The organism is Variovorax sp. GW821-FHT09D07 (genome assembly GCF_059416345.1).
In genome coordinates this window covers 35646-59515 of record NZ_JBWKOY010000010.1, presented here as the reverse complement: position 1 = coordinate 59515, position 23870 = coordinate 35646, and the positions used below count along the sequence as shown (strand labels likewise).

At 66.9% G+C, this 23870-nt stretch carries 19 protein-coding genes; 4 read left to right on the top strand and 15 right to left on the bottom strand.

Annotated features, from left to right (window positions below; translation table 11 throughout):
- Nucleotides 1-9: 9 nt before the first annotated feature.
- The 3 genes from AC07OX_RS27130 to AC07OX_RS27120 are packed head-to-tail and all read right to left on the bottom strand — an operon-like array spanning nucleotide 10 to nucleotide 4331.
- A complete protein-coding gene (locus tag AC07OX_RS27130) occupies nucleotides 10-1050 on the bottom strand; it encodes an ABC transporter ATP-binding protein (protein ID WP_095743724.1) in 1041 nt (346 codons plus the stop codon).
- A complete protein-coding gene (locus AC07OX_RS27125; protein ID WP_495262653.1) occupies nucleotides 1047-3320 on the bottom strand; it encodes an ABC transporter permease in 2274 nt (757 codons plus the stop codon). The genes AC07OX_RS27130 and AC07OX_RS27125 overlap by 4 nt, the downstream gene beginning before the upstream one ends.
- Nucleotides 3321-4331 carry an ABC transporter substrate-binding protein gene (locus tag AC07OX_RS27120; protein WP_062472650.1) on the bottom strand — a complete coding sequence of 337 codons (1011 nt, stop codon included), beginning with the start codon at nucleotides 4329-4331 and terminating at the stop codon, nucleotides 3321-3323. It abuts the gene before it with no gap.
- 143 nt (nucleotides 4332-4474) lie between these two features.
- Here AC07OX_RS27120 and zwf point away from each other — a divergent pair, with 143 nt between their 5' ends.
- Nucleotides 4475-5947, top strand: coding sequence for a glucose-6-phosphate dehydrogenase (gene zwf, locus AC07OX_RS27115; protein ID WP_062472648.1), 1473 nt, complete (start codon nucleotides 4475-4477; stop codon nucleotides 5945-5947).
- A 25-nt stretch (nucleotides 5948-5972) separates the two neighbouring features.
- On the opposite strand, the gene ygiD is transcribed toward zwf, so the two are convergent.
- The 9 genes from ygiD to AC07OX_RS27070 all read right to left on the bottom strand — a co-directional run bounded on the left by ygiD (nucleotide 5973) and on the right by AC07OX_RS27070 (nucleotide 17379).
- Nucleotides 5973-6878, bottom strand: a complete 906-nt coding sequence (gene ygiD, locus AC07OX_RS27110) for a 4,5-DOPA-extradiol-dioxygenase (RefSeq protein ID WP_495262654.1) — start codon at nucleotides 6876-6878, stop codon at nucleotides 5973-5975.
- Between the two features lie 101 nt (nucleotides 6879-6979).
- Nucleotides 6980-8941 carry a glycosyltransferase family 2 protein gene (locus tag AC07OX_RS27105; protein ID WP_495262655.1) on the bottom strand — a complete coding sequence of 654 codons (1962 nt, stop codon included), beginning with the start codon at nucleotides 8939-8941 and terminating at the stop codon, nucleotides 6980-6982.
- Complete coding sequence (locus AC07OX_RS27100) at nucleotides 8938-9978, bottom strand: ABC transporter ATP-binding protein (protein ID WP_492734037.1); 1041 nt, start codon at nucleotides 9976-9978, stop codon at nucleotides 8938-8940. Before AC07OX_RS27100 ends, AC07OX_RS27105 begins: the two co-directional genes overlap by 4 nt.
- Nucleotides 9975-11045 (bottom strand): ABC transporter ATP-binding protein, encoded by a 1071-nt coding sequence (locus AC07OX_RS27095; protein WP_495262656.1) that lies wholly within the window; start codon nucleotides 11043-11045, stop codon nucleotides 9975-9977. Before AC07OX_RS27095 ends, AC07OX_RS27100 begins: the two co-directional genes overlap by 4 nt.
- A 20-nt stretch (nucleotides 11046-11065) precedes the next feature.
- Nucleotides 11066-11977 carry an ABC transporter permease gene (locus tag AC07OX_RS27090; protein WP_447741303.1) on the bottom strand — a complete coding sequence of 304 codons (912 nt, stop codon included), beginning with the start codon at nucleotides 11975-11977 and terminating at the stop codon, nucleotides 11066-11068.
- Nucleotides 11978-12081: 104 nt separating this feature from the next.
- The gene (locus AC07OX_RS27085) at nucleotides 12082-13662 is read right to left on the bottom strand and encodes an ABC transporter substrate-binding protein (protein WP_495262657.1); all 1581 of its coding nucleotides are present in this window, start codon (nucleotides 13660-13662) and stop codon (nucleotides 12082-12084) included.
- 31 nt (nucleotides 13663-13693) lie between these two features.
- A complete protein-coding gene (locus tag AC07OX_RS27080; protein ID WP_070060001.1) occupies nucleotides 13694-14968 on the bottom strand; it encodes a M20 aminoacylase family protein in 1275 nt (424 codons plus the stop codon).
- Between the two features lies 1 nt (nucleotide 14969).
- Entirely contained in the window at nucleotides 14970-15950 is a 981-nt protein-coding gene (locus AC07OX_RS27075) for an ABC transporter permease (protein ID WP_056573001.1), read from the bottom strand.
- Between the two features lie 184 nt (nucleotides 15951-16134).
- On the bottom strand, nucleotides 16135-17379 hold the full coding sequence (locus tag AC07OX_RS27070) for a porin (protein WP_495262658.1): 1245 nt from the start codon (nucleotides 17377-17379) through the stop codon (nucleotides 16135-16137).
- 282 nt (nucleotides 17380-17661) lie between these two features.
- On the opposite strand from AC07OX_RS27070, the gene coq7 reads away from it, so the two are divergent.
- Nucleotides 17662-18291: a 2-polyprenyl-3-methyl-6-methoxy-1,4-benzoquinone monooxygenase gene (gene coq7, locus AC07OX_RS27065; protein ID WP_495262659.1), complete on the top strand. Its 630-nt coding sequence runs from the start codon at nucleotides 17662-17664 to the stop codon at nucleotides 18289-18291.
- A gap of 27 nt (nucleotides 18292-18318) precedes the next feature.
- Here the strand turns inward: coq7 and AC07OX_RS27060 are convergent, their stop codons facing one another.
- Nucleotides 18319-18768: an OsmC family protein gene (locus AC07OX_RS27060; RefSeq protein ID WP_062472691.1), complete on the bottom strand. Its 450-nt coding sequence runs from the start codon at nucleotides 18766-18768 to the stop codon at nucleotides 18319-18321.
- A 272-nt stretch (nucleotides 18769-19040) separates the two neighbouring features.
- On the opposite strand from AC07OX_RS27060, the gene AC07OX_RS27055 reads away from it, so the two are divergent.
- Nucleotides 19041-20321, top strand: coding sequence for a porin (locus AC07OX_RS27055; RefSeq protein ID WP_495262683.1), 1281 nt, complete (start codon nucleotides 19041-19043; stop codon nucleotides 20319-20321).
- 94 nt (nucleotides 20322-20415) lie between these two features.
- Here the strand turns inward: AC07OX_RS27055 and AC07OX_RS27050 are convergent, their stop codons facing one another.
- The gene (locus AC07OX_RS27050; protein WP_495262660.1) at nucleotides 20416-21546 is read right to left on the bottom strand and encodes a site-specific integrase; all 1131 of its coding nucleotides are present in this window, start codon (nucleotides 21544-21546) and stop codon (nucleotides 20416-20418) included.
- Nucleotides 21547-21619: 73 nt separating this feature from the next.
- On the opposite strand from AC07OX_RS27050, the gene ilvA reads away from it, so the two are divergent.
- Complete coding sequence (ilvA, locus tag AC07OX_RS27045) at nucleotides 21620-23185, top strand: threonine ammonia-lyase, biosynthetic (RefSeq protein WP_495262661.1); 1566 nt, start codon at nucleotides 21620-21622, stop codon at nucleotides 23183-23185.
- Nucleotides 23186-23225: 40 nt separating this feature from the next.
- Here ilvA and AC07OX_RS27040 read toward each other — a convergent pair whose 3' ends face one another.
- Nucleotides 23226-23858, bottom strand: a complete 633-nt coding sequence (locus AC07OX_RS27040; RefSeq protein ID WP_495262662.1) for a type II secretion system protein N — start codon at nucleotides 23856-23858, stop codon at nucleotides 23226-23228.
- Nucleotides 23859-23870: the final 12 nt, after the last annotated feature.

Sequence of the window (23870 nt, the reverse complement as noted above, 5' to 3'; positions counted from 1 at the left end):
GCCATTGTTTCATGCGCCGGGCACCACGCTCACGCCATGGGTTCCGAGCGACAGGGTGGTCTGCGTGCCGGCCGCCAGCGGGCGCGACAGGTCGGTCGAGACCACGAAGACCGGCCCCAGCGGGGTGTCGAAGCCGTATTCGTAGAAGCTGCCCAGGTACGCCGACTTGCGCAGCGTGGCGGGCAGGCCGTCGAGCGCGCCGATGTCCCAGGCCTCGGGCCGCACCGCCACCTTCACCGTGCCGGGCGCCACCGCGTAGCGCGGCTGCAGCCGCAGCGGGCCGAGCGTGACGCTGCCGTCGGCCTGTGCCACGGCCGGGAACACCATCGCCTCGCCCATGAAGCCGGCGACGAACTCGCTCTCGGGGCGGCCGTACAGCTGCTCGGGCGTGCCGCGCTGGGCGATCACGCCGTGGTCCATGACGATGATCTGGTCGCTCACGGCCAGGGCCTCGCTCTGGTCGTGCGTCACGTAGGCCACGGTGAGCTTCAGGCGCTGCTGCAATGAGCGGATTTCTTCGCGCATCTCGCGCCGCAGGCGGGCGTCGAGGTTGGACAGCGGCTCGTCGAACAGCAGCACCGCCGGCTCGAGCACCAGCGCGCGTGCCAGGGCCACGCGCTGCTGCTGGCCGCCCGAGAGCTCGCTGGGCAGGCGCTCGTCGAAACCGACCAGGCCCACGCCCCTGAGCGCCTCGCGTGCGCGCGCCGTGGCTTCGTCCTTCTTCACGCCGCTCATGCGCAGGCCGTAGCCCACGTTCTCGATCACGTTCATGTGCGGGAACAGCGCGTAGCTCTGGAACATCATGCTCACGTTGCGCTCGCCCGGGCCGAGCGTGGTGACGTCGCGCCCGCCCATGAAGATCGAGCCCGAGGTCGGCGATTCGAGCCCCGCGATCATGCGCAGCGTGGTCGTCTTGCCGCAGCCCGAGGGGCCGAGGATGGTGGTGAGCGTGCCCACGGGCACCTCGAAGCTGATGCCCTTGACGGCCATCGGGCCGTTCTTGTCCGTGCCGTAGCGCTTGGTGACGTTGCGGAATTCGATACCGTTCATACGGAGAGGCTTTCCATTTTGTGATGCCCTTGGTGATTGGGCGTGGCCCCGCGTCTTCCCAACTTGCGCTCTCCGACCACGAACTGCACCAGCGCAATGGCCAGCGACATCAGCACCATGAGCACCGTGCAGTAGGCGAGCGCGATGCCGTAGTCGCCATTGCCGACGCGGCCGATGATGTAGGTGGTGGCCAGTTCGTTCTCGGCCGTGACCAGGAAGATCACCGCGCTCACCGTCGTCATGGCGCGCACGAAGCTGTAGACCAGCGCGGCCACCAGCGCCGGCTTGAGCAGCGGCAGCACCACCTTGAACAGCGTCTGCGACGTGGACGCGCGCAGCATCAGCGAGGCCTCGTCGAGCGAGCGGTCGAGCTGCTTGAAGGCGGCCGTGCCGGCCCGCACGCCCACCGGCAGATTGCGGAACATGAAGCACAGCACGATGATGAGCCCGGTGCCCGTGAGCTCGAACGGCGGCACGTTGAAGGCCAGGATGTAGCTCACGCCCAGCACCGTGCCCGGGATCGCAAAGGCCAGCAGCGCGCCGAACTCGAAGGCACCCTGCCCCTTGAACTCGTTGCGCGCCAGCAGCCAGGCGATCAGCAGGCCCAGCGCCGCGGTGATCGGCGCCGAGATGCCGGCCAGTTTCAGCGTGGTGATCAGCGAGTTCCACGCGGTGCCGGCCCACACCAGCCCGAACTGGCCCCACTCCAGCGCGAAGGCGCTCTTGAAGTGGTTGAGCGTGAAGCTGTAGTCGCGTCCCCAGGTCTGCACGAAGCCACCCGCGAAGGCGAACAGGTAGACCACGGCGGTGAAGGCGATCCACGGCAGCGCGATGCACTGGATGGTGCGGCGCACGCCGTCGGGCAGCGCCATCGCGATGCCGGCGTCGCCCTTGCCGCTCACGGTCGTGTAGTTCTGCTTGCCCAGCAGGCCGCGCTGCAGCGCGAACACGCCGAGCGCGAACAGCGTGAGCACCCAGGCCAGCGACGCGGCGCGGCCCTGGTCGTACTGCGCGCCGACGATGGCGAAGAAGATGTCGGTCGACAGCACCGAGAACTGCCCGCCCACCACCACCGGGTTGCCGAAGTCGGCAATGCTCTCGATGAAGCCGACCAGGAAGGCGTTGGCCAGCCCCGGCTTGAGCAGCGGCAGCGTGACGGTGAAGAAGGCCCGGCGCCGGTCGGCGCGCAGCATCTGCGCGGCTTCTTCCAGGCTGGGCGCGATGCCCTGCACCACGCCGCGCATGATCATGAAGGCGATGGGCGTGAAGGCGAACAGCTGCGCCACCAGCACGCCCGGCATGCCGTAGAACCAGCGCGTGGGCTCGATGCCGAACACGTTTTCGAGCACCTGGTTGACGATGCCGGCACGGCCGAACAGCAAGATGAGGCCCAGGCCGACCACGAACGGCGGCGTGATGATCGGCAGCAGCGCCAGCACGCGCAATGCGCCCTGCCCGCGCCGGTTGCCGCGCTCGGCCATCAGCGCCATCAGCGTGCCCAGGAAGGTGGTGCCGGCCGCGGTGAGCAGCGCCAGCACCAGCGTGTTCCACGCCACGCCGCAGCGCACGCCGCCCGCCAGGCAACCCAGGCCCCAGATGCGCTCGGTGAACACGCGCGCCGCGAAGGCCGTGATCGACCACTGCCCGTCTTCGTTGAAGAAGGCGCCCGACAGCGCCCGGCTCACCGGGTAGGCGATGAACAGCGCCATCAGCACGCCGCAGCCGACCACCGAGGCAGAGACGAACAGGTCGCCCTTGAACAGGCCGAGCCGCGCCATGCCGAAGGCCGCCAGCAGCACCAGCGCCGTGAGCGCCACGAAGCCGCCCGCGCCGATGCCGAACTGGTTGACGGCCAACTCGCCGAACTGGGTGTTGAGCGCCGCGACGCTCCAACCCCGCGCGCCGATGGTGAAGCCCGCCACGGCCAGGCCGATGGCGCCGATCGCACCACCCGCCAGCAGCCAGCGCCCCTGCGCCTTGCCGGCCGGCAAGGCCGCGCCGACAGCGCACAGCAGCAGCCCGGCCAGCCCGATGAAGAGCCAGCTGCGCCCCTGCGTGGCCGCCTGCATCAGGCCGTTGGCGCCTTCGGCCTGCCCGAAGACCTGCGGAACGGCTTCGTACCAGGTCGCATCCTGGATCGCATACCAGGGCAGCACGAGATAGGCCGCCAGGCCCAGCGCGACCCAGGCCCAGATCCATCGCCGCGCGCGCCGGGCGGCGGCCAGGGACGCCGGGTTGGCCGGCGCGCCTTCGTTGGAACGCGCCTGCACTTAGCGCGGCAGCGAGTTGACGTCTTTTTCCCAGCGCGCGATCAGGCGGCGACGCTCGGCGCTGGCGCCGTACTTGGCGTAGTCGTAGTTGATGAACTTGATCTTCTTGAAATCAGGAATGCGCGGGTCGAGCTTGGCGCTCGCGTTGCTGGGCAGCTGGAACTGCTTGTTGGCGGCGCCCAGCTCCTGCGCGGCGGGCGTGAGCGCCCATTCGTAGAACTTCTTGGCCGCATCGAGGTTGCGCGCGCCCTTGATGACGCTCATGGAGCCGATCTCGGCGCCGGTGCCGTCGCTGGGCGTGATGGTTTCGACCGGGAAGCCCTGCATCTTCTCGCCCGGGCCGTCGTGCACGAAGCTGATGGAGATCGCGGTTTCGCCGCGCGCCACCGCCTTGATCGGGCCGGTGCCCGAGCGGGTGTACTGGCCGACGTTCTTGTGCAGCGCCTTGAGGTAGTCGAAGGCCTTGTCCTCGCCCATGAGCTGCACCAGCGTGGCGATCATGGTGTAGGCCGTGCCGCTCGATGCGGGGTTGGCCACCTGGATGTCGCCCTTGTACTCGGGCTTGAGCAGGTCGGCCCAGGTCTTGGGCACGGGCAGCTTCTTCTTGGCGAGCAGCTCGGGGTTGTAGCCGAAGCCCAGCGGGCCCGAGTAGATGCCCACGGTCTTGTAGCCCGACTGCTTGGCCTGCTGCTGGGCCCAGGGATGCAGCTGCGTGAGCGTGGGCGACTTGTACTCGAGCGTGAGCCCCTGCTCGGCCGCCTGCAGGTGCGGGTCGCCCGTGCCGCCGAACCAGACGTCGGTCTTGGGGTTGTCCTTCTCGGCGATGAGCTGGGCCAGCGCCTCGCCCGAGCCCTTGAGCGCCATGTTGATGCGCACGCCCGTGGTGCGGGCGTAGACGGTGGAGATCACGTTGCACCACTCGGCCTGCACCGAGCAGATGACGTTGACGGTCTGCGCCGACGCGGCGGCCGACAGACCCAGCAGCGCAGCTGCCGTGAAAAGCTTCTTCATTGGTATTCCCCTGCCTCGGCAATAAAAAAAGGCCTCGCGGCCATGGGACAGCGTAGCTTTAGTACAGGTGTGCCGAATCGGTACAAGTACCATCGCGACTGGCACGTTGCCTGCTCGGCATTCAGACAAAGGAAAGTTTTCTCATGAGCTTCGATCTCGTTCTGTTCGGCGGTACTGGCGACCTTGCGTGGCGCAAGCTGATGCCCGCGCTGTTCCAGGCCTTCAGGCACGGCAGCCTGCCGCAGGACGGGCGCATCGTCGGCGTGGCGCGCGACGACCTGTCGGACGACCAGTACCGCGAGCTGATCCAGTCGCGCTTCAGCGCCGTCGAAGGCGCCAAGCGCCCCTCCCCCGAGGAGTTCAAGAAGTTCGCGTCCATGCTGCACTACCTGCGCATGGACCTGTCCAAGCCCGCCGACTACGCCAGCCTGGCCGACCTGCTCAAGCAGCGCGACGCCAAGACGGTCGTGATGTACGTGGCCACGGCGCCCGCGCTCTTCACGCAGGTGGTCGAGCAGATCGCCGCCGCCGGGCTCAACGGCCCGCGCACCCGCGTCGTGCTCGAAAAGCCGCTGGGTCACGACCTGGCCTCCAACCGCGCCATCAACGCCGCGGTGGGCAAGGTGCTCGAGGAGAAGCAGGTCTTTCGCATCGACCACTACCTGGGCAAGCCTTCGGTGCAGAACCTGTTCGCGATGCGCTTCGGCAATGCCCTGTTCGAGCCCATCTGGCGCCGCGAGCACATCGCCAACATCCAGATCACCATGGCCGAGGACCTGGGCGTGGAAAAGCGCGGCGCCTTCTACGACCAGACCGGCGCGCTGCGCGACATGGTGCAGAACCACGCGCTGCAGCTGCTGTGCGCCGTGGCCATGGAGCCGCCCATCAACGCGCACGCCGACGCCATCCGCGACGAAAAGCTCAAGGTGCTGCGCGCCCTCAAGCCCTGGACGCCCGAGAGCCTGGGCCTGCACGCGGTGCGCGGCCAGTACACGGCCGGCACGGCCTACGGCGAGCGGGTGCAGGGCTACCGCGACGAGCCGGGCGTGAACCCCGACAGCCGCACCGAGACCTTCGTGGCGCTGCGCACCGAAATCGCCAACTGGCGCTGGGCCGGCGTGCCCTTCTACATCCGCACCGGCAAGCGCCTGGCCTCGCGCGACGCGCGCATCGAGGTCAACTTCCGACCCACGCCGCACGCCATCTACCGCGCGCCGGCGGGCAACGTGAACAAGCTGGTGATCAACCTGCAGCCCAAGGACGGCCTGGAGCTGCACATGCTCGCGCAGGCGCAGGACAACCGCCAGCGCGGCGGCAACGGCCACGCCAGCGCCGCCCAACTGGCGCCGGTGCAACTCGACCTGGACTTCGACAAGCGCTTCGGCGCCGAGCGCGTGGGCGCCTACGAACGCCTGCTGCTCGACGTGATCGACGGCCGCCTCAACCTCTTCGTGCGCAGCGACGAGCAGGAAGAAGCCTGGCGCTGGGTCGAGCCGCTCATCGACTCCTGGGAGTCCGACGGCGGTCCGCGCCCTTATGCGGCCGGCACCTGGGGCCCCAGCGCCTCGAGCGCCATGATCGCGCGCGACGGCTTCGCCTGGGGCGAGGAGCAGTAAGGCCGCCGCCGCATGCGCCGCGCCTTCAGCCGAACTGGAGGCAGCGCATGCTGAGCGTGCCCGACTGGAAGCCTTCGTAGACCGTCTTCGCACGCTCGCCCGGCGCCGCAGCGCCCAGGGCATACAGGAAGGGAAAGTAGTGGTCCGGCGTGGCCACGGCGGTCGACGCCCCTTCGAGCTTCTCGTAGCCAATGAGCGCGCGGTCGTCCCGGCCGGCCAGCGCGGCCTTCACCGCCTCGTCGAACGACTGCGCCCACGGGCGGCTGGCCTTGAGCCCATCGGGCGTGCCGCGGTCGGTGGCGCGCAGGTTGTGCACCACGTTGCCGCTGCCCATCACGAGCACGCCCTGGTCGCGCAAGGCCGCCAGGTCGCGCCCCACCGCATGGTGGAACGCCGCCGGCTTGTCGTAGTCGATGCTGAGCTGGAAGACCGGCACGTCGGCCTTCGGGTACAGGTGCTTCAGCACGGTCCAGGTGCCGTGGTCCAGCCCCCACTGCTCGGTGGCGATCACGGGCGCCTGCTTGACGGCGCCGATCGTTTCGCGCGCCAGTGCGGGATGGCCGGCCGCGGGGTACTCGATGTCGAACAGCGCCTGCGGAAAGCCGCCGAAGTCGTGGATCGTCTTGGGCCGCGTCTGCACCGTGACCCCGGTCGCGCCCTGGCTGAGCCAGTGCGCCGACACGCTGAGGATCGCCGTGGGGCGCGGCAATTCGCGGCCCCAGGCGGCGAGGCGGCGGGTGAAGGCGTTGTCCGCCAGCGCGTTCATCGGCGACCCGTGGCCGATGAAGATGACGGGCATGCGGCGCGCAGGTTGAGCGCCGGCCGCGTGTGCGATCTCGGTCATCGACGCGAGCGCGGCGGTCGCGCCCAGCGCCGAGCCCATGAGAAAGCCGCGGCGGCCGAGCAGGCGGGTCATCGGGGTGGAGGTCATCGTGTCGGGGGGTGTGGATTCGGGGCCAACCTAAGACTGTGCAACAGAGTGAGGGCTTGGAAAGTGCGTTTACGCACACCGCCCGTCGCAAGCACCATGGTTCACGGCACGAATGCACGCAGGCGCTCGCCCAGCGGCGCCAGGAAATCGCGCAGCAAGGGCTCGCGCATCAGCGTGTCGAGGTAGCCCGGCGCCAGTCGCCCGTTCTCCGCATACACCGCCAGCACGCGCAGGCTTTCACCACGCAGCACGGTGGTCGCGTGGACGTCACCCTTCCGCTCGCTAGCGCTCGCCATGTCGCGCAGCAGTGCCGTGGCATCGTCGGCATCGGGTGCCCATTGCTGGCCGTAGAGCCGGGCCAGCCGTTGCGTCTCGGCGGACGGCACGTCGGGGAAGACCAGGGGCAGCAGACGCTCTCGCACACGGGTAAGCGCCGTCACATCGGTTTCCGCGAGTCCCTTGGCGTGGCGGGTCATCAGATGGCTCAGGCTCATGCCGAGGTTGGCCAGCTGCGCACCGCCGCGCACCAGTTCCAGCAACAGGCCCAGCCATGCGAACCGGCCGAGCGTGGCATCGAAGCCCAGCCCGCGTTGCTGGATGCGCGGCAGCGACAGCATCAGGCCGCCCATCAACAGGGGTTGTTCGTGCGGCAGATGCGCCAACAGCGCGGCCAGGATCTGGTCGTGCATCTCCGGCAGGCGCTGCGTCGGCGGTTCCGCGTCGCCATCGCGGGTGTACCAGGCACCGACCGCGCCGATCTCCGGCGACGCGCGCAGGAACGCGGACTGCACCTGCAGGCGCTCGGGCGCACAGCGCACGGTCGGTGCCCACAGCGCCAGCGTGTCGCCGCGCGCCTGCATCAACCCCCACTGCGCAGCCGCTGCCCAGCCCATCGGGACGGGCGCCTGCAACAGCTGCAACCCCGCCAGCCGCGGGTCGGCGGCCATGCGCGCGCGAACCACGTCGACGGTGGCATCGGTGGAGCCGTCGTCCACCAGGATGATCTGGTGCGGTGCGAGGCTTTGCTCGGCGATCGATGCGAGGGCCTCCGCGACATCGGCTTCGTCGTCTCGCGTCACCATCAGGACGGCCACCTGCGAGGCAGGCTCAGCCGTATTCCGTGCCTGCTGCCCCACCCATCGCTGCCGGGCCGCCGCAAGGTAGCGCTGCATCGCCCCCGCCAGCACCTCATGCTGGGGCGGCAAGGATTGCAACGCCCGCGGCCCGGCGATTTCCAGCGCGCGCCGCCGCGGCGCATCGGCCACCAGCGCGCGCACGCGGTCGACCAGCTCGTCCTTCGTGCACCCTTCGACCGTGTCGCGCAGCACGGGCGGAATCTCGGAATGCGGATACAGCTCCGACACCACGGCCTTGCGGTGCCGCAGCAGGATCGACAGGCGCGGCAGCTCCACGGTGCTGGAGTGGTCGGCCTTGCGCATGTTCAGCCCGACCTTGGCGCGCGGCAGCAAGGCGTCGCGCTGCGACGGCGTCCAGGCGGTGCCGAAGGGGTAGGCCACGCGCAGTCCGGCGGCCGTCAGTGCTTCCAGCACCTGCAGCCGCCGGGGCGTCGTCTCGCCGAAGAAGATGACGTCGATGTCCTGCTGCGCGTCGTCCAGCACTTCGGACGCCGGCAGCAGCGGCGTGGCCATCGGCTCGAAGCCCGGGCCCACGTAATCCGACCGATGGATGCCCAGCGCCGGGTGGTGCACCATGTTCTCGAGGCTGTACTCCCACACGTGGGCGCGCTGCAGCAGCCGTTGGTAGCCGGGCATCTCCGCGAGCAACGCGGGCAGGGCCGGCTCGAAGTTGACGACGATCGCGTTCGGCGGCAGCTCGTCGTCCGAGGGCAGGCTCAGGCCCATCGCGAAAAAGAAGAGGTTGATGTCCTCGTTGTCGACACCCGGCCCCGGCGCAATGCTTGTGGTGTAGCCGAGGCGTTCGCAGGCGAGGCGAAAGCCCTCCATCACCTCCCGCACGTTCTCGTTGCCCAGCGAGCAGAAGCGCAGGTGCGGCCGGTACGGAAAGTCCGCCGGCCAGCCCTGCGGGCTGCCGCCTTCACTCACACACGGCCTTCCTCCACCGCATGGCAGGCCACCTGCACGCCCTTCAGGCTCAGCAGCTGGGGCCGCTCCGTCGAGCAGCGCGCATTCGCATGCGGGCAGCGCGGATGAAAGGCACAACCGGTCGGCGGATTCAGCGGATTCGGCACTTCGCCTTGCACCGGCGTGCGCGCACGGCCGGTGTGCTTCATCTGCGGGATCGCGTCGAGCAGCATGCGGGTGTACGGATGCTGCGGCTCGGCGAAGAGTTTCTGCTTGTCGGCCACCTCGACCAGCCGGCCCAGGTACATCACGCCGACCTGATCGGCCACGTGGCGCACCACCGCAAGGTTGTGCGAGATGAACAGGTACGTCAGGCCCTGCTCGCGCTGCAGGTCCTTCATGATGTTGAGCACCTGCGCCTGCACGCTCACGTCGAGCGCCGAGGTGGGCTCGTCGCACACGAGGAACTCGGGCTGCGTGGCGAGCGCGCGCGCGATGGAGATGCGCTGGCGCTGGCCGCCCGAGAACTGGTGCGGGTACTTGCTCATGTCCAGCGGCGAGAGACCGACCGACTGCAGCAGCTCGCCCACGCGCTGGCGCAATGCGTCCTTGTCGCTCAGGATGCCGTGCTCGCGCAGCGGCTCGCCGATGATGTCCTCGACGATCCAGCGCGGGTTGAGGCTCGCGTAGGGGTCCTGGAAGATCATCTGGATGCGGCGGCGCAGCTGACGGCCTTCGGGCGTCTTGAACGCGGCATGCGCGTCCTGCCCGTCGAACTGGAGGCCGCCGCGCGTGGGCGCATACAGGCCCACCAGCAGGCGCGCCACGGTGCTCTTGCCGCAGCCCGATTCGCCGACCAGCGCGAGCGTCTTGCCACGCTCGATGGAAAAGCTCACGCCGTCGACCGCGTGCAGCAGCACGCGCGGCTTGCGTTCGAGCACGCGGTTGAGCCAGGGCGGCGACACGTCGAAGGTGCGCGCGAGGTCGTGCGCGACCACAAGCGGCTCGCCGGTCTTTGTCGCCGCAGCGTCCTTGCGGGGTTCGATCACGGCGCTCATCGGGTCACCTCCGCCAGGGGTTCGGCCGCCTCGGGCGTGGCGCGCTCGCCGGCCGCCAGGGCATCGTGGTGCTGCGCGGCGATCTCGGCCTGGCCCGCATGCGGGTCGGCGGCATCGTGCAGCCAGCAGGAGGCGCGCGTGGCGCCCGCGTGCATCAGCTCGGGCCGTTCGGTCAGGCAACGTGCGAAGGTGCGCGGGCAGCGCGGGTTGTAGGCGCAGCCGGTGGGGATGGCATTGAGCCGCGGCATGGCGCCGTCGATCTGGTTGAGCCGTTCGCGGTCGCTCGTCATGTCGGGGATCGACGCCATCAGGCCCGAGGTGTAGGGATGCGCGGGCTGGTGGATCACCTCGTGCACCGGGCCGATCTCGGCGATGCGGCCCGCATACATCACGGCCACGCGGTCGCAGGTCTCGGCGATCACGCCCATGTCGTGCGTGATGAGCATCACTGCCGCGCCACGTTCCTTGCAGACCTGCTTGAGCAGCTGGATGATCTGCGCCTGGATCGACACGTCGAGCGCGGTGGTCGGCTCGTCGGCCACGATGAGCTTGGGCTCGGCCGCGAGCGCCAGGGCAATCACCACGCGCTGGCGCATGCCGCCCGAGAACTGGTGCGGGAAGTGGTCGATGCGCTGTTCGGCGGCGGGAATGCCGGTGTCCTGCAGCAGGCCGATGGCGCGCTTGCGCGCTTCCGACTCGGTCACCGGCAGGTGGGTGCGGATGGTCTCGATGAGCTGGCGGCCCACGGTGTACAGCGGGTTCAGCGAGGTCAGCGGATCTTGAAAGATCGCGCCGATCTTGCGGCCGCGGATGGGCCGCATCGCATCGAAACCGAGGTTGTCGATGCGCTGGCCTTCGAGCAGGATCTCGCCGCTGGCCACGCGGCCCGGCGGCTCGAGCAGGCCGATGATGGCCGCGCCGGTGAGCGACTTGCCCGCACCCGATTCGCCCACCACGCCGAGGATTTCACCGGGCGCGATGTCGAAGGAAATGCGGTCGAGCGCGCGCAGCGTGCCGCGGCGGTTCGGAAATTCGACGACGAGGTCTTTGACCTGGAGCAGCGTCATGAGGCGTTCTCCTTTTCTGTTCAGCGCAAGCGCGGATTGAGCGCGTCGCGCAGCCAGTCGCCGAGCAGGTTCACGCTGAGTGCGATCAGCACCAGCATCAGGCCCGGGAACACCGTGATCCACCATTCGCCCGAGAACAGGTACTGGTTGCCGATGCTGATGAGCGTGCCCAGCGAGGGCGAGGTCGGCGGCACGCCGACACCCAGGAACGAGAGCGTGGCCTCGGTGATGATCGCGGTCGCGACCTGGATGGTGGCCAGCACCATCACCGGCCCCATCACGTTGGGCAGCACGTGGCGCAGCATGATGCGCAGCGGCGCCACGCCGGTGACGCGCGCGGCCTGCACGTACTCCTTGTTGCGCTCCACCAGCGTGGAGCCGCGCACGGTGCGCGCGTACTGCACCCAGCCCGTGAGCGAGATCGAGATGATCAGCACGCCGAAGGCCAGCGATTCGTGCGCGCCCGGGAAGAGCGCGCGGCCGACGCCGGCGATGAGCAGCGCGACGAGGATGGGCGGGAACGACAGCATCACGTCGCACACGCGCATGAGGAAGGAGTCGAGCCAGCCGCCGAAGAAGCCGGCCAGCAGGCCGAGCACCACGCCGACCACGACCGACAGCACCACCGACACCACGCCGACGATCAGCGAGATGCGGGCGCCGTAGATCACGGCCGACAGAATGTCGCGGCCCTGGTCGTCGGTGCCGAGGATGTATTTGGTGGAGCCGTCGGCGCTCCAGGCCGGCGGCAGGCGGGCATCGCCGAGTTCGAGGGTGGCGAGGTCGAAGGGGTTGTGCGGCGACACCCATCCGGCGAACACCGAACAGAAGACGCACACCAGCGCAATGACGGCGGCGGCAATCGCCACCGGCGAGGTTCGGAAGCTGTAGCCGACATCGCTGTCGAGCCAGCGGGCAAGGGTTCTTTTCATCGCCGGGCCGCGTGGGGGTTATTTTTCATCGTGAGGCAAAAAAGAATGGGCCCGCAAGAAGCGGGCCCATGGTCGGGCCGCTCAGGCAGCGGCCCACGGTCGACTTACTTGATGCTCATCCACTTGAAGTACATGAAGTTGTCGGCCAGTTGCACCAGCTCGACCTTCTTGCTCACACCCCAGGCCAGCGACTGCTGATGCAGCGGCAGGTGGCCGATGTCGTCGGAATGGACCTTGAAGGCTTCCTTGATCATCTCGTTGCGCTTGGCCTTGTCCGACTCGGACTGGATCTTCTTGGTCAGCTCGTCGAGCTTGGGGTTGCAGTAGGCGCCCAGGTTGAACTGACCCGTGCCCTTGTCGTCGGGACACGAGGTGAGCGAGCTCAGCGCGTTGTGCGAGTCGTAGGTGGTCGGGGTCCAGCCCAGCATGTAGAAGCTGGTGTCGCGGCGCAGGATCTTCGGGAAGTAGGTGCCCTTGGTCTCGGCCACGAGGTTGATCTTGACGCCGATCTTCGCGAGGTTGGCGGCCACGCTCTGGCAGATCTGGCCGTCGTTGACGTAGCGGTCGTTCGGGCAGTTCATCGAGACTTCGAAGCCGTTGGGGTAGCCGGCTTCGGTCAGCAGCTTCTTGGCGGCGTCGACGTCGAAGGGTAAGCGCTTGTCCTGGTCGGCGGTCCAGCCATTGATGCCCGGGCCGACGAGCAGCGCGGTGGGCTTGGAGGCGCCGCGCATCACGGTGCGCTGGATGCCGGCGATGTCGATGGCCTGGTAGAAGGCCTGGCGCACGCGCTTGTCCTTGAACGGGTTCTTGCCCTTCACGTTCGAGTACTGCAGCTCGTCGCGCTTCTGGTCCATGCCCAGGAAGATGGTGCGCATCTCGGGGCCGGTGATGACGCGGGCGTTGGGCGCGGCGTTGATGCGCGCGATGTCCTGCACGGGCACGGGCTCCATCACGTCGACTTCGCCGGAGACCAGCGCGGCCACGCGGGTCGCGGGGTTGGCGATGGGCGTGAACACGATCTCCTGCGCGTTGCCGTCGATCTTGCCCCAGTAGGTGCCGTTGCGCGTGAACACGGTGCGCACGTTGGGCTGACGTTCACGCACGCGGAACGGGCCGGTGCCGTTGGCCTTGAACGAGGCGGTGTTCTCGATGCCCTTGCGGCGGTCGACGGGCTTGGTGGCCTGGTTTTCCTCGCACCACTTCTTGCTCATGATCATGGTGAGCGAGATCACGTCGGGCAGGATCGGGAACGGGCCGTTGGTTTCGATTTCGACGGCGAGGTCGCCGACCTTGCGCACGGCCTTGATCTCGCTGAGCGTGGCCTTCATGTCGGAGCCGTCGCCCTGCGCACGCGCGAAGCTGAACACCACGTCGTCGGCGCTGAACGGCGTGCCGTCATGGAACACCACGCCCTTGCGCAGTTCGAAGCGCCACACGTTCGGCGAGGTCTGCTTCCAGCTGGTGGCGAGCAGCGGTGCCAGGCTCAGGTCCTTGTTGCGGCCCACGAGAGTTTCATAGACGTTGGCGGTGACGCTCAGCTGCAGCGACTCGTTGAGCGAGTGCGGGTCGAGCGACAGGGCATCGCCCTGGTTCGCGATGCGGATGGTCTGCGCGCTGGCGACCATGCTGACGGCGCTCAGAGCGCACAGGACAGCGACCGCAGCCGCTTGCTTCTTGAAACTCATGGGAACACTCCTCGGGTTGAAATCGAACACATCACGGCGCCGCGGTGGCGGCGGCTTTCCCTGGCTGCAGGCTGCGGGTAGCAGCCAGCGGCATGCCCTGCTCGATCAGGCCCGCATGCAAAGCGGCGCCCAGCGGCAGGATCTCGTCGTTGAAGTCGTAACGGCTGTTGTGCAGGAAGGCGCCGCTGCGGGCGTCCTGGCCGATGCGCAGATAGGCACCGGCCTTCTTCTGCAGCATGAAGGAAAAATCTTCGGCGCCCATGCTGGGCTCCAGGTTGCGATCGACGTTCTTCGCACCGACCAGCGCCTGCGCCACGTCGGCCGCGAACATCGCTTCGGGCGCGGTGTTGATCGTGGCCGGGTAGATGCGTTCGTACTTGATCGTCGCGGTCGCGCCAAAGCCGGTGGCAATGGCCGTGCACAGCTCGCTCAGTCGCTGCTCGACCTGCGCCTGCACGCGTGCGCTGAAGGTGCGCACGGTGCCGACCAGCGTGGCCTCGCCCGGGATCACACTCATCGCGCCGAGGTCGCCGGCCTGCACGGCGCAGATGCTGACGACGGCCGCGTCGATGGGGCGCACGCTGCGCGACACGATGGTCTGCGCGGCGGTGATGATGTGCGCAGCCACCACGACGGGATCGATGGTCTGGTAGGCATGCGCGCCGTGGCCGCCCTTGCCCTTGATCTCGATCGTCACGCGATCGGCCGCGGCCATCATCGCGCCGCGGTTGATGCCGACGGTGCCGGCCGGCATCGCGGGCCAGTTGTGCATCGCATAGACAGCGTTCACCGGGAAGCGGTCGAACAGGCCGTCTTCAATCATCACGCGCGCACCGGCCAAGCCTTCTTCGCCGGGCTGGAAGATCAGCACGGCGGTGCCGTCGAAGTCGCGCGTCTCGGCCAGATAGCGCGCGGCGCCGACCAGCATGGCGGTGTGGCCGTCGTGGCCGCAGCCGTGCATGAGGCCATCGTTGGCGGAGCGCCAGCCGAAGTCGTTGTCCTCGCGCATGGGCAGCGCGTCCATGTCGGCACGCAGGCCGATCATGCGGCCGCTGGCGGTCGACTTGCCGCGGATGACGCCGACGACACCGGTCTTGCCGATGCCCTCGTGGATCTCGTCCACGCCGCAGGCGCGCAGCGCTTCGCGCACGCGGCCCGCCGTGTAGACCTCTTCGAAGCCGAGCTCGGGGTGGGCGTGCAGGTCGCGACGAAAGGCCGTGATCTCGGGGTAGAAGCTGGCGATGTGCGCGAAGGCCCGGCCGGAGGCCTGCAGGCGCGGCGTTGCGGCAGCGGTTGCGACACTCACCTCAATGGCCTCCCGCCTTGCCCACGCGCAGCCGGGGATCGACCACGAAGTACAACAGGTCGACCACGAGGTTGATCACCACGAAGATCAGTGCGATCAGGCACAGATAGGCGGCCATCACAGGGATGTCCGCGAAGGTCACGGCCTGGATGAAGAGCAGCCCCATGCCGGGCCACTGGAACACCGACTCCGTGATGATCGCAAAGGCGATCAGGCCGCCGAGCTGCAGGCCGGTGATGGTCATGACCGGCACCAGCGTGTTCTTGAGCGCGTGGCCGAAGTGGATGGCGCGGTTCGACAGGCCCCGTGCGCGCGCGAACTTGATGTAGTCGGTGCGCAGCACCTCGAGCATCTCGGCGCGCACCAGCCGCATGATCAGCGTGAGCTGGAAGATCGCCAGCGTCACCGCCGGCAGGATGATGTGGTGCCAGCCGTCGGCCTTGAACAGGCCGCTGGTCCACCAGCCGAACTGCACCGTGTCACCGCGCCCGAAGCTCGGGAACCAGCCCAGCGTCACGGCGAAGACCAGGATCAGCAGGATGCCGATGAGGAAAGTGGGCAGCGACACGCCGAGCAGCGAGACGGTCATGAACACCTGGCTCATGAAGGTGCCACGGCGCAGGGCGGTGTACACGCCCATCGGAATGCCGACGAACAGCGCCAGGGCCGCGGCCACGAGTGCGAGTTCGAGCGTGGCCGGGAAGCGCTCGCCGATCAGGCGCGACACCTTGGCGCCCTGGCGCAGGCTCAGCCCGAATTCGCCTTGCGCGGCGTTGACGAGGAAATGCCAGAACTGCACGAAGAAGGGTCGGTCGAGCCCCAATGCGGCGCGCATTTCACGGATCTGGTCGGGCTTGGCATCCTGTCCCAGCAGGAACACGACCGGGTCGCCGACATATTGAAAGAGGAGGAAGGCAATGAACGCAACCGCGATCATCACGATCACGGCCTGGATCAGGCGGCGCAGTACAAAGGCAGTCATTCAGCAACAAGAGTGATCGCGGCATGCTAGCAGTGCAAGCAGCGTGCCCGCACGGGGGTTCCCCGGGGGTGGAGGCGCAATTTTTACGAGTGAGAACAGGCGCGCGCCAAAAGAAAAAGCCACCCGGCTTGCGCCGGGTGGCTTTCAGTCTTTCGATTCGAAGCTGGCTTGCGCCAGCATCAAATTAGAAAGCGTGACGGATACCGAAGTCGTAGCCGGTCGAGGTCTTCGGGGTGAAGCCACCCGTGGTCACGAAAGCCGGGCCGCCAACGGTCAGAGCTGCACCGTTCTTGTTGCTCACGCGAGCAACGGTAGCGTACAGAGCCGTGCGCTTCGACAGGTTGTGCACGTAGCCGATAGCCAGCTTGTTGGCCTTCGGGTCAGCAACTGCGGGCTGGAACAGCACTGCGGGCTGGTTGTAGTCGTACTTGACGCTCGAGTACGAAGCGCGGATCAGGCCAGCACCGACCGGCACGGTCACGCCGAGCAGGTAACCGGTCAGGTCGATGTCAGGACGGCCACCGGCGAACGGGGTGACTTCGTAGTCAACCTTGTTCTTGGCGCGCGACAGTTCACCGAACAGCTTCACGGGACCGAAGTCGTACGAAGCGCCCAGGTTCAGCGTGTTGACCTTGGTGGTCGTGCCGACGTAGAACTGGTCACCAACGGTGCTGCTGCCGTAAGCCAGAGCAACGTCCAGGGGGCCGTTGGCGTAGCCGAAGCGGCCGCCGACGTAACGACCTTGACGCTGGCTGTTAGCCACATCAGGCGTTGCCAGGCCAGGGCTGTACTTGGTCTTCTCAGCGAAGCCGTACTGCACTTGACCGTAGAAACCACCCAGGTTCGGCGGCAGGAAGTAGCCGATGGTGTTGCTGGCGCGAACGTAGTTGCTCGTGCCGACGTTGGTGAACGCGCCGGTCGAAGCTGCAGGGGTACCGAAGCCACCGAAGCCATTGTTGGCCGTCGAGATCAGGTTGGTGCCAACGCCGTTGGTGCCGAACGGATCGAACACGGTGTCGTTCCAGAACGTCGGGGTGTAGTCACGACCCAGGCGGATTTCACCGAAACCACCCGACAGGCTCACGGTCGAGCGACGTGCGAACGTAGCAACACCTTGCTGGCCGTCGTCGTTGGTGATCGGAGCTTCGAGCCAGAAGCTGGCTGCCAGGCCACCACCGAGGTCTTCCGTACCACGGAAGCCCAGACGGCTGGAGTTGTAGCCCGAGTTAGCCAGTTCGCGACGGCTTGCCTTGACGCTGCCCTTGTTCAGGTAGAACGGGTTCAGGAAGGTGGCACCGTTCAGGTCACGCGAGGTGGACGAGTAGCCGCTGATCGACGCGTCGACCACACCAAACAGCGTGACGGACGACTGAGCCGAGGCAACACCGGCAACAGCCAGGGCAGCCAGAGCAACTAGAGATTTTTTCATTGCAAGTTTCTCCAAGGTTAAACATAGGGCTCCGGTGCGAAGGGCTCACCGTGACTGGCACTTTTGTGCTCCCACCGGACCCCGGGCCAACCTCCTTTTGGGAAGTTGATGCTATTGCACCAGAGCCGCTGCGGCAGGGCAAAACAAATCGCCCTAAATCTTGGAAGCCCCGCGTGTTTCGTTGCAGTCGTGCAACAAAGGACTTAGACGGGTGGTTTTGCCACGATATGAAACGAAATGTGCTGTCCTTGCATCGCCGGACAGGTGCGTTCAAATAGACCCATGACCGCCCTGCTCGACCCCGCCCTCACAGCCGCCGATGCGGCTTTGCGCACGCTTTTTGCCCGATCTCACGCCACCCGGTCGCTTCCGCCCGCGATCCAGCCGCAAGGTGAATTGAGCGAATCGGAGCGCCGCGAGGCCGGTGCGCTGATGCGCGTGAACCATGTCGGCGAAGTCTGTGCCCAGGCGCTGTACACCGCCCAGGCCGCCGTGGCGCGGGACCCGGCGTTGCGCGCGCACTTCCTGGAAGCCGCGCATGAAGAAACCGATCACCTGGCCTGGACCCGGCAGCGGCTGGACGACCTGGGCGCCCGCCCGTCCCTCCTGAATCCACTCTGGTATGCAGGCGCCTTCGGTCTTGGCCTGATTGCCGGACGCCTGGGTGACCCCCTGAGCCTCGGCTTTGTTGCCGAAACCGAACGGCAGGTGGAGGCACACCTCGAAAGCCACCTGGACCGGCTACCGCCGACCGATCACGCGTCCCGCGCCGTGGTCGAGCAGATGAAGATCGACGAAGCCCGCCATGCCACGCAGGCCGTCGACGCGGGCGCCGCGGAACTGCCGGCCCCGGCCAAGGCCCTGATGCGCCTAGCATCGCGGGTCATGACGACCGTCGCGCACCGGATCTGAGGCTCCGGCGCACCGCCATCCGGCGTTTCAGGTCTCGATCAGATCGAAGCTGGTCGTGATTTCCGCCGTCTTCGCCAACATGATGCTGGCGGAGCAGTAGGTTTCGTGGCTGAGCGCGATCGCCCGCTCCACGGCGGTGGCCGGAATACCCTTGCCCGCCACGGTGAAGTGCATGTGGATCTTCGTGAAGACCTTGGGATCCTTCTCGGCGCGCTCGCTGGTCAGTTTGACGCTGCAGCGCTCGACGCGATGGCGCCCCCTCTTCAATATGAGCACCACGTCGTAGGCGGTGCAACCGCCCGTGCCCGCGAGCACGGTTTCCATCGGCCGTGCCGCCAGGTTCTGGCCGCCGTTCTCGGGCTTGGCCGCGTCCGGGGCGCCGTCCATCATCAGGACATGGCCGCTGCCGGTCTCGGCCACGAAGCCCATGGCCGATCGAGTGCCTGCGTCACCGGTCCAACTTACTGTGCATTCCATGGTGTTCAGCTCCAATTGGGATGAATTCGTGCGGAAAAATGCGCACCAAACATCAACTTGTGTGTGGGAAAAGCATCGCCTGCTTGTTGCATCGCAACAAAGGGTGGGTATACTCTATTTCATTGCTGCGCACTTCATGGTGCGCACCCAGTTGTCTCCTCCACCCTTCCAATTGGTGGATTTAGCCCCGAGTCGCAAGACTCGGGGCTTTTTTCTTTGTGCGCCCCGATGGCCGCGCCACTCTAGCCCTCCACTGCGAAAGGGCAGCTGCTCTGGCTGCCCTGGCTGTTGCCGGTGTTGCCTCGGCTCAGTCGTCCGTCACGCTGTTTGGTGTGGTCGACGCGTCGATCAGCGGCTACTCGTCCACCTCGCGTGACCTGGGCAATGGCGTCACGTACGACAGGCTCGGCTTCCCCATCTACAACCCGTTCTACCTGAACCGCGGCAGCATCAAGGCAAGCCGCCGTGAACTGGCCCACTCGGGCTACAACTCCAGCCGTCTGGGCTTCCGTGGCACGGAAGACCTCGGTGGTGGCCTGGCCGCCAGCTTCTGGCTCGAGGCCCCGATCAGCAACGACGACGGCCAGACGGGCGTCTCGACATTCACGCGCCGTTCGACCGTGAGCCTGTCGGGCGGGTTCGGTGAAGTCCGCCTCGGCCGCGACTACACCCCGACGTTCTGGAACGACACCGTGTTCGATCCGTTCGGCACCAACGGCGTGGGCACCAACCTGGTCTCGACGGCCAACGGCTCGTTCGGCGGTTTCACCGGCTATGCCGACGGCAAGAAGCTTCCCGATGCCCTCAAGAACGTTCCGCAGCTCCCCGATGCCGGTGGCAGCAACTACGTTCGCGCCGGCAACAGCATCGGCTACTTCCTGCCGCCGAACCTGGGTGGTTTCTACGGCCAGGTGATGTACGGCTTCCACGAGAAGACCAAGTACAGCCCCGGCACCGCAACGCCCCTCACGGAAAACGCATCGCGCACCGGTCGCTATGTCGGTGGCCGCTTCGGCTACGCCAACGGCCCCCTGGATGTTGCGCTGGCTTATGGCAGCGGCACCGTTGGTGACCAGTTCTACGTCGGCACGACCACCAAGGTCAACACGCTGAACCTGGGCGCTTCGTACGACTTCGGTCCCGTGAAGCTGTTCGGTGAACTGTCGCGCGCCAAGAACAAGGTTGACTACGAAGTCGAACCGTACCTCGGCGGCCGTCCGGACATCGACCTGACCGGCTACCTGCTCGGCGTGACCGTGCCGGTCGGTGCTGGCCTGATCCGCGCTTCGTACTCGAGCGTCAAGTACGACGAGAACCTGGTTGCCCGCAACCCCTGGGAAGTGCTGCCCGCAGACAAGAAGGCCAACAAGCTGGCGATCGGCTACGTGCACAACCTGTCGAAGCGCACGGCCCTGTACGCCACCGTTGCTCGCGTGAGCAACAAGAACGGCGCATCGCTGACCGTCGGCGGCCCGGGCTTCCAAGGCACCGGGAACGGCTTCACGCCGAAGACCTCGACGGGCTACGACTTCGGCATCCGTCACGCCTTCTGATCGTTCGCTGTCGATTCACATGCTGGCCCACGCCAGTTTGAATCTGCAAACGCTCAAGCCGCCCGGTTCAAGCCGGGCGGCTTTTTGTCCTTCCTCAATTCATCCGGCCACGCCTGCTCTGCAGCAGCCCCACATTCATTTCTCCGCTCAGCACCGATGCGTAGAAACGCTCGACCATGTTGACACTCGTTCGTGCATTGCGCGCCAGCGTCAGCATGTCGATCCCCTGCCCATACAGGAGCCGCAACGTGATGGCCGTATGGCGCAAGCAATACAGCGTCCTCGACTGACCCAGCGGTCCTTTCTCGAGACCGGTCTTTTCGAGCACCCAGTGAAAGAAGAAATTGAGAACCGCCAGCGCGTGCTCGCGGTTCTTCAGGTGCGGCATGAAGATGTAGTCTTCCGCCCCGCCGAAACCATGGGTCTCGCGGTACGCGACCAGGCATTCATAGACACGAACGGCAGGTCGCAGGCTCACGATGGGCTGGCTGTGCCGCTTGGTCTCCGGCAGGTTCATCCGCAGGTAGACATGCTTGCCTCGCACCACCTCGATGTGCTTGTGCTTCATGAGCTTGATGTCGCTGGGACGCACGAAGGTGTTGACCATCCAGCGGATCAGCCACGGCAGCTCGTCGGGCATGACGAGCAACTCACGAGCAATCCAGAAACGTTCGCCGGCCGTCAGCCGATCCAGCACCGGGTGCGAATGGCCGCGCAAGCTGCGCGCCGCCGCGATCAGCGCACGGTACTCCGCCACGCTGAAGCTGCCGCGCGGCTGGCTGCGCACCTTGACCTTCGGGAACACGGGGGCCTCGCGCAATGCACCAACGTGCACGCCATGCATGACCACCTTGCGGAGCAACACGAGGTACTGCGCGATCGTCGTGCTCGTAAAGCCTTGTTCCCCGAGGTGATCGATCAGGCGCTGCACGTCCGCGGTCGTGAACACAGCCACCGGCACATCGCCCAGCAACGGAACGATGTGCGCACGCAATCTGTTACCCATGACCTGCCATGTGGGCCGTCCGATTTCGCCGCGTTGCACGCGCGCGGCCTCGGCCTGCATCAGTCCTCTCGAAAGGTCACTGACAGAAACTGATAACAAATTCTGCCCAACTGTTAGTGAATTAGCGGGCGTATGAATCGCGGGATAGGTGCGCGCAAAAAAACCGGAATCATTTGCAGCAGGAGCCTTGCGGAATAGGTTTATGACATTTGTGTCCATGCCATTCCCCGCATGCAATACCGATGCCTCTTATGATTGATGGTTAGCAAATGAAAACTCCCTGGAAAAGATCTTGCGCAATGCACCCGTTACTGCGGCGTTAACGCCCGCCGACTATCTCAGAAAAATCCTCAATGCGCGGGTCTACGACGTGGCCGTCGAGTCCGCTCTGGAGAAGGCACGCGCGCTCAGCGAGCGGCTCGGCAATACCGTGTTGCTCAAGCGCGAGGACCAGCAACCCGTATTCAGTTTCAAACTGCGCGGCGCCTATAACAAGATGGCGCACCTGAGCAAAGCGCAATTGGCGAGCGGCGTGATTTGCGCATCGGCCGGCAATCACGCGCAAGGCGTTGCGCTCGGCGCGCGCAAGCTCGGCACGCGCGCCGTGATCGTGATGCCCGTGACCACACCGCAATTGAAGATCGATGCGGTGCGTGGCTTCGGCGGCGAGATCGTGCTGCATGGCGACAGCTATTCCGACGCCTACCTGCATGCGCTCGAATTGCAGACGCAGCAGAACCTGACCTTCGTCCATCCCTTCGACGACCCCGACGTCATCGCGGGCCAGGGCACCATCGCGATGGAAATCCTGCGCCAGCACCAGGGCCCGCTCGACGCGGTGTTCGTGGCGATCGGCGGCGGTGGTCTCATCTCCGGCGTGGCCAACTACATCAAGGCTGTGCGGCCCGAGATCAAGGTGATCGGCGTCCAGATGAACGACTCCGACGCGATGATGCAATCGGTCGCCGCGCACCAGCGCGTGAGCCTGCCCGACGTCGGCCTGTTCTCCGATGGCACGGCCGTCAAGCTGGTCGGCGAGGAAACCTTCCGCATCGCGCAGAACCTGGTCGACGGCTACATCTCGGTCGACACCGATGCGGTGTGCGCCGCCATCAAGGACGTGTTCGTCGACACGCGCAGCATCGTCGAGCCGGCCGGTGCGCTGGCCGTGGCGGCCATCAAGCAGTACACCGCCGAGCACGGCCGCAAGGGCGAGACCTACGCGGCGATTTTGTGCGGCGCCAACATGAACTTCGACCGGCTGCGCTTCGTGGCCGAGCGGGCCGAGGTCGGCGAGGAGCGCGAGGCGCTGTTCGCCGTGACCATCCCCGAAGAGCGCGGCAGCTTCCGTCGCTTCTGCGAACTCATCAGCCAGCTGCCGGCCGGTGGCGCGCCGCGCAACGTGACCGAGTTCAACTACCGCATCAGCGATGCCGCCAAGGCCCACGTGTTCGTCGGCCTCACGACCTCGGCGCGCGGCGAGTCGGCCACCATCGCGAAGGTCTTCATCGAACACGGCTTCGACGCACTCGACCTCACGCACGACGAACTCGCCAAGGAGCATCTGCGCCACCTGGTGGGCGGCCGCACGGGGCTGGCGCACGACGAGCGCCTGCTGCGCTTCGTGTTCCCCGAACGTCCGGGTGCGCTGCTCAAGTTCCTGAGCCTGATGCGGCCGAACTGGAACATCAGCCTGTTCCACTACCGCAACCAGGGCGCCGACTACGGGCGCATCCTCGTGGGCCTGCAGGTGCCGGCCGAAGAGTCGGCGGCCTTCGACAGCTTCCTCGAAACGCTGGGCTATCCCTGCGTCGAGGAAACGGCCAACCCGGCCTACCGCCTGTTCCTCCAGGCCTGAAGAAAAGAAGAAGAAAAGAGAAAGAAAAAGACCGCTGCGCTTACTGCGCAGGGGTCTGCGCCTGCGGCGGTGGCTCCATCGCGGCGCCCGCCGTGGCGGGAAGTTGCTGTTGCTGCTGCGGCGGCATCACCATCGTCGGCATCGTGGCCGGCAACGGCCCGGCTGGCGCAGGTGACTGCACCGACGACAGACCGGCAGGCGGCGTCGGAAGCCCCATGCTCAGCGGCGCACGCACCGGCAGCTGCAGCGTGAACGCCGCCGGCCCGTCGCGCTGGGCACCGAGCGTCGCCGCGCGCACGCCCACCGACTGCAGCACATAGCTCTCGCCGACCTTCGAGCCGACACGAAACGGCCGCGGCGGCTTGCCGTCGATCGAGATCAGCGCCGCGCCCTGGTTCGACGGGTCCGCCACCACGCCGGACAGCGCGAAGCGGCTCGCGGCCTCCGGCGCCACGGGCGCGTTCGACGTCACCGTGACCACGCCCAGCAACCGGGCCACCGCCTCGGCATCGGCCGCGACCGGTGCGCGCGGCATCGTGGCCGCAGCGGCCACGGCGTCGGCCGGCGAGGCCAGCCGCAGCGCCCAGAACACCGCGGCGCCCGCGGCCAACGCCCAAAGCCCCGTCGTTGCAAGTGGGGCATGCCAGCGGGCTGCGGAGTAAGGACTTGTCATGGCCGCGGATTA

What these genes read in the sequence shown, in the direction of transcription:
- AC07OX_RS27130 (WP_095743724.1), bottom strand. Translation starts at nt 1,050, where the DNA reads ATGAACGGTATCGAATTCCGCAACGTCACCAAGCGCTACGGCACGGAC.
- AC07OX_RS27120 (WP_062472650.1), bottom strand. Translation starts at nt 4,331, where the DNA reads ATGAAGAAGCTTTTCACGGCAGCTGCGCTGCTGGGTCTGTCGGCCGCC.
- zwf (WP_062472648.1), top strand. Translation starts at nt 4,475, where the DNA reads ATGAGCTTCGATCTCGTTCTGTTCGGCGGTACTGGCGACCTTGCGTGG.
- ygiD (WP_495262654.1), bottom strand. Translation starts at nt 6,878, where the DNA reads ATGACCTCCACCCCGATGACCCGCCTGCTCGGCCGCCGCGGCTTTCTC.
- AC07OX_RS27100 (WP_492734037.1), bottom strand. Translation starts at nt 9,978, where the DNA reads ATGAGCGCCGTGATCGAACCCCGCAAGGACGCTGCGGCGACAAAGACC.
- AC07OX_RS27095 (WP_495262656.1), bottom strand. Translation starts at nt 11,045, where the DNA reads ATGACGCTGCTCCAGGTCAAAGACCTCGTCGTCGAATTTCCGAACCGC.
- AC07OX_RS27090 (WP_447741303.1), bottom strand. Translation starts at nt 11,977, where the DNA reads ATGAAAAGAACCCTTGCCCGCTGGCTCGACAGCGATGTCGGCTACAGC.
- AC07OX_RS27085 (WP_495262657.1), bottom strand. Translation starts at nt 13,662, where the DNA reads ATGAGTTTCAAGAAGCAAGCGGCTGCGGTCGCTGTCCTGTGCGCTCTG.
- AC07OX_RS27075 (WP_056573001.1), bottom strand. Translation starts at nt 15,950, where the DNA reads ATGACTGCCTTTGTACTGCGCCGCCTGATCCAGGCCGTGATCGTGATG.
- AC07OX_RS27070 (WP_495262658.1), bottom strand. Translation starts at nt 17,379, where the DNA reads ATGAAAAAATCTCTAGTTGCTCTGGCTGCCCTGGCTGTTGCCGGTGTT.
- coq7 (WP_495262659.1), top strand. Translation starts at nt 17,662, where the DNA reads ATGACCGCCCTGCTCGACCCCGCCCTCACAGCCGCCGATGCGGCTTTG.
- AC07OX_RS27060 (WP_062472691.1), bottom strand. Translation starts at nt 18,768, where the DNA reads ATGGAATGCACAGTAAGTTGGACCGGTGACGCAGGCACTCGATCGGCC.
- AC07OX_RS27050 (WP_495262660.1), bottom strand. Translation starts at nt 21,546, where the DNA reads ATGGACACAAATGTCATAAACCTATTCCGCAAGGCTCCTGCTGCAAAT.
- AC07OX_RS27040 (WP_495262662.1), bottom strand. Translation starts at nt 23,858, where the DNA reads ATGACAAGTCCTTACTCCGCAGCCCGCTGGCATGCCCCACTTGCAACG.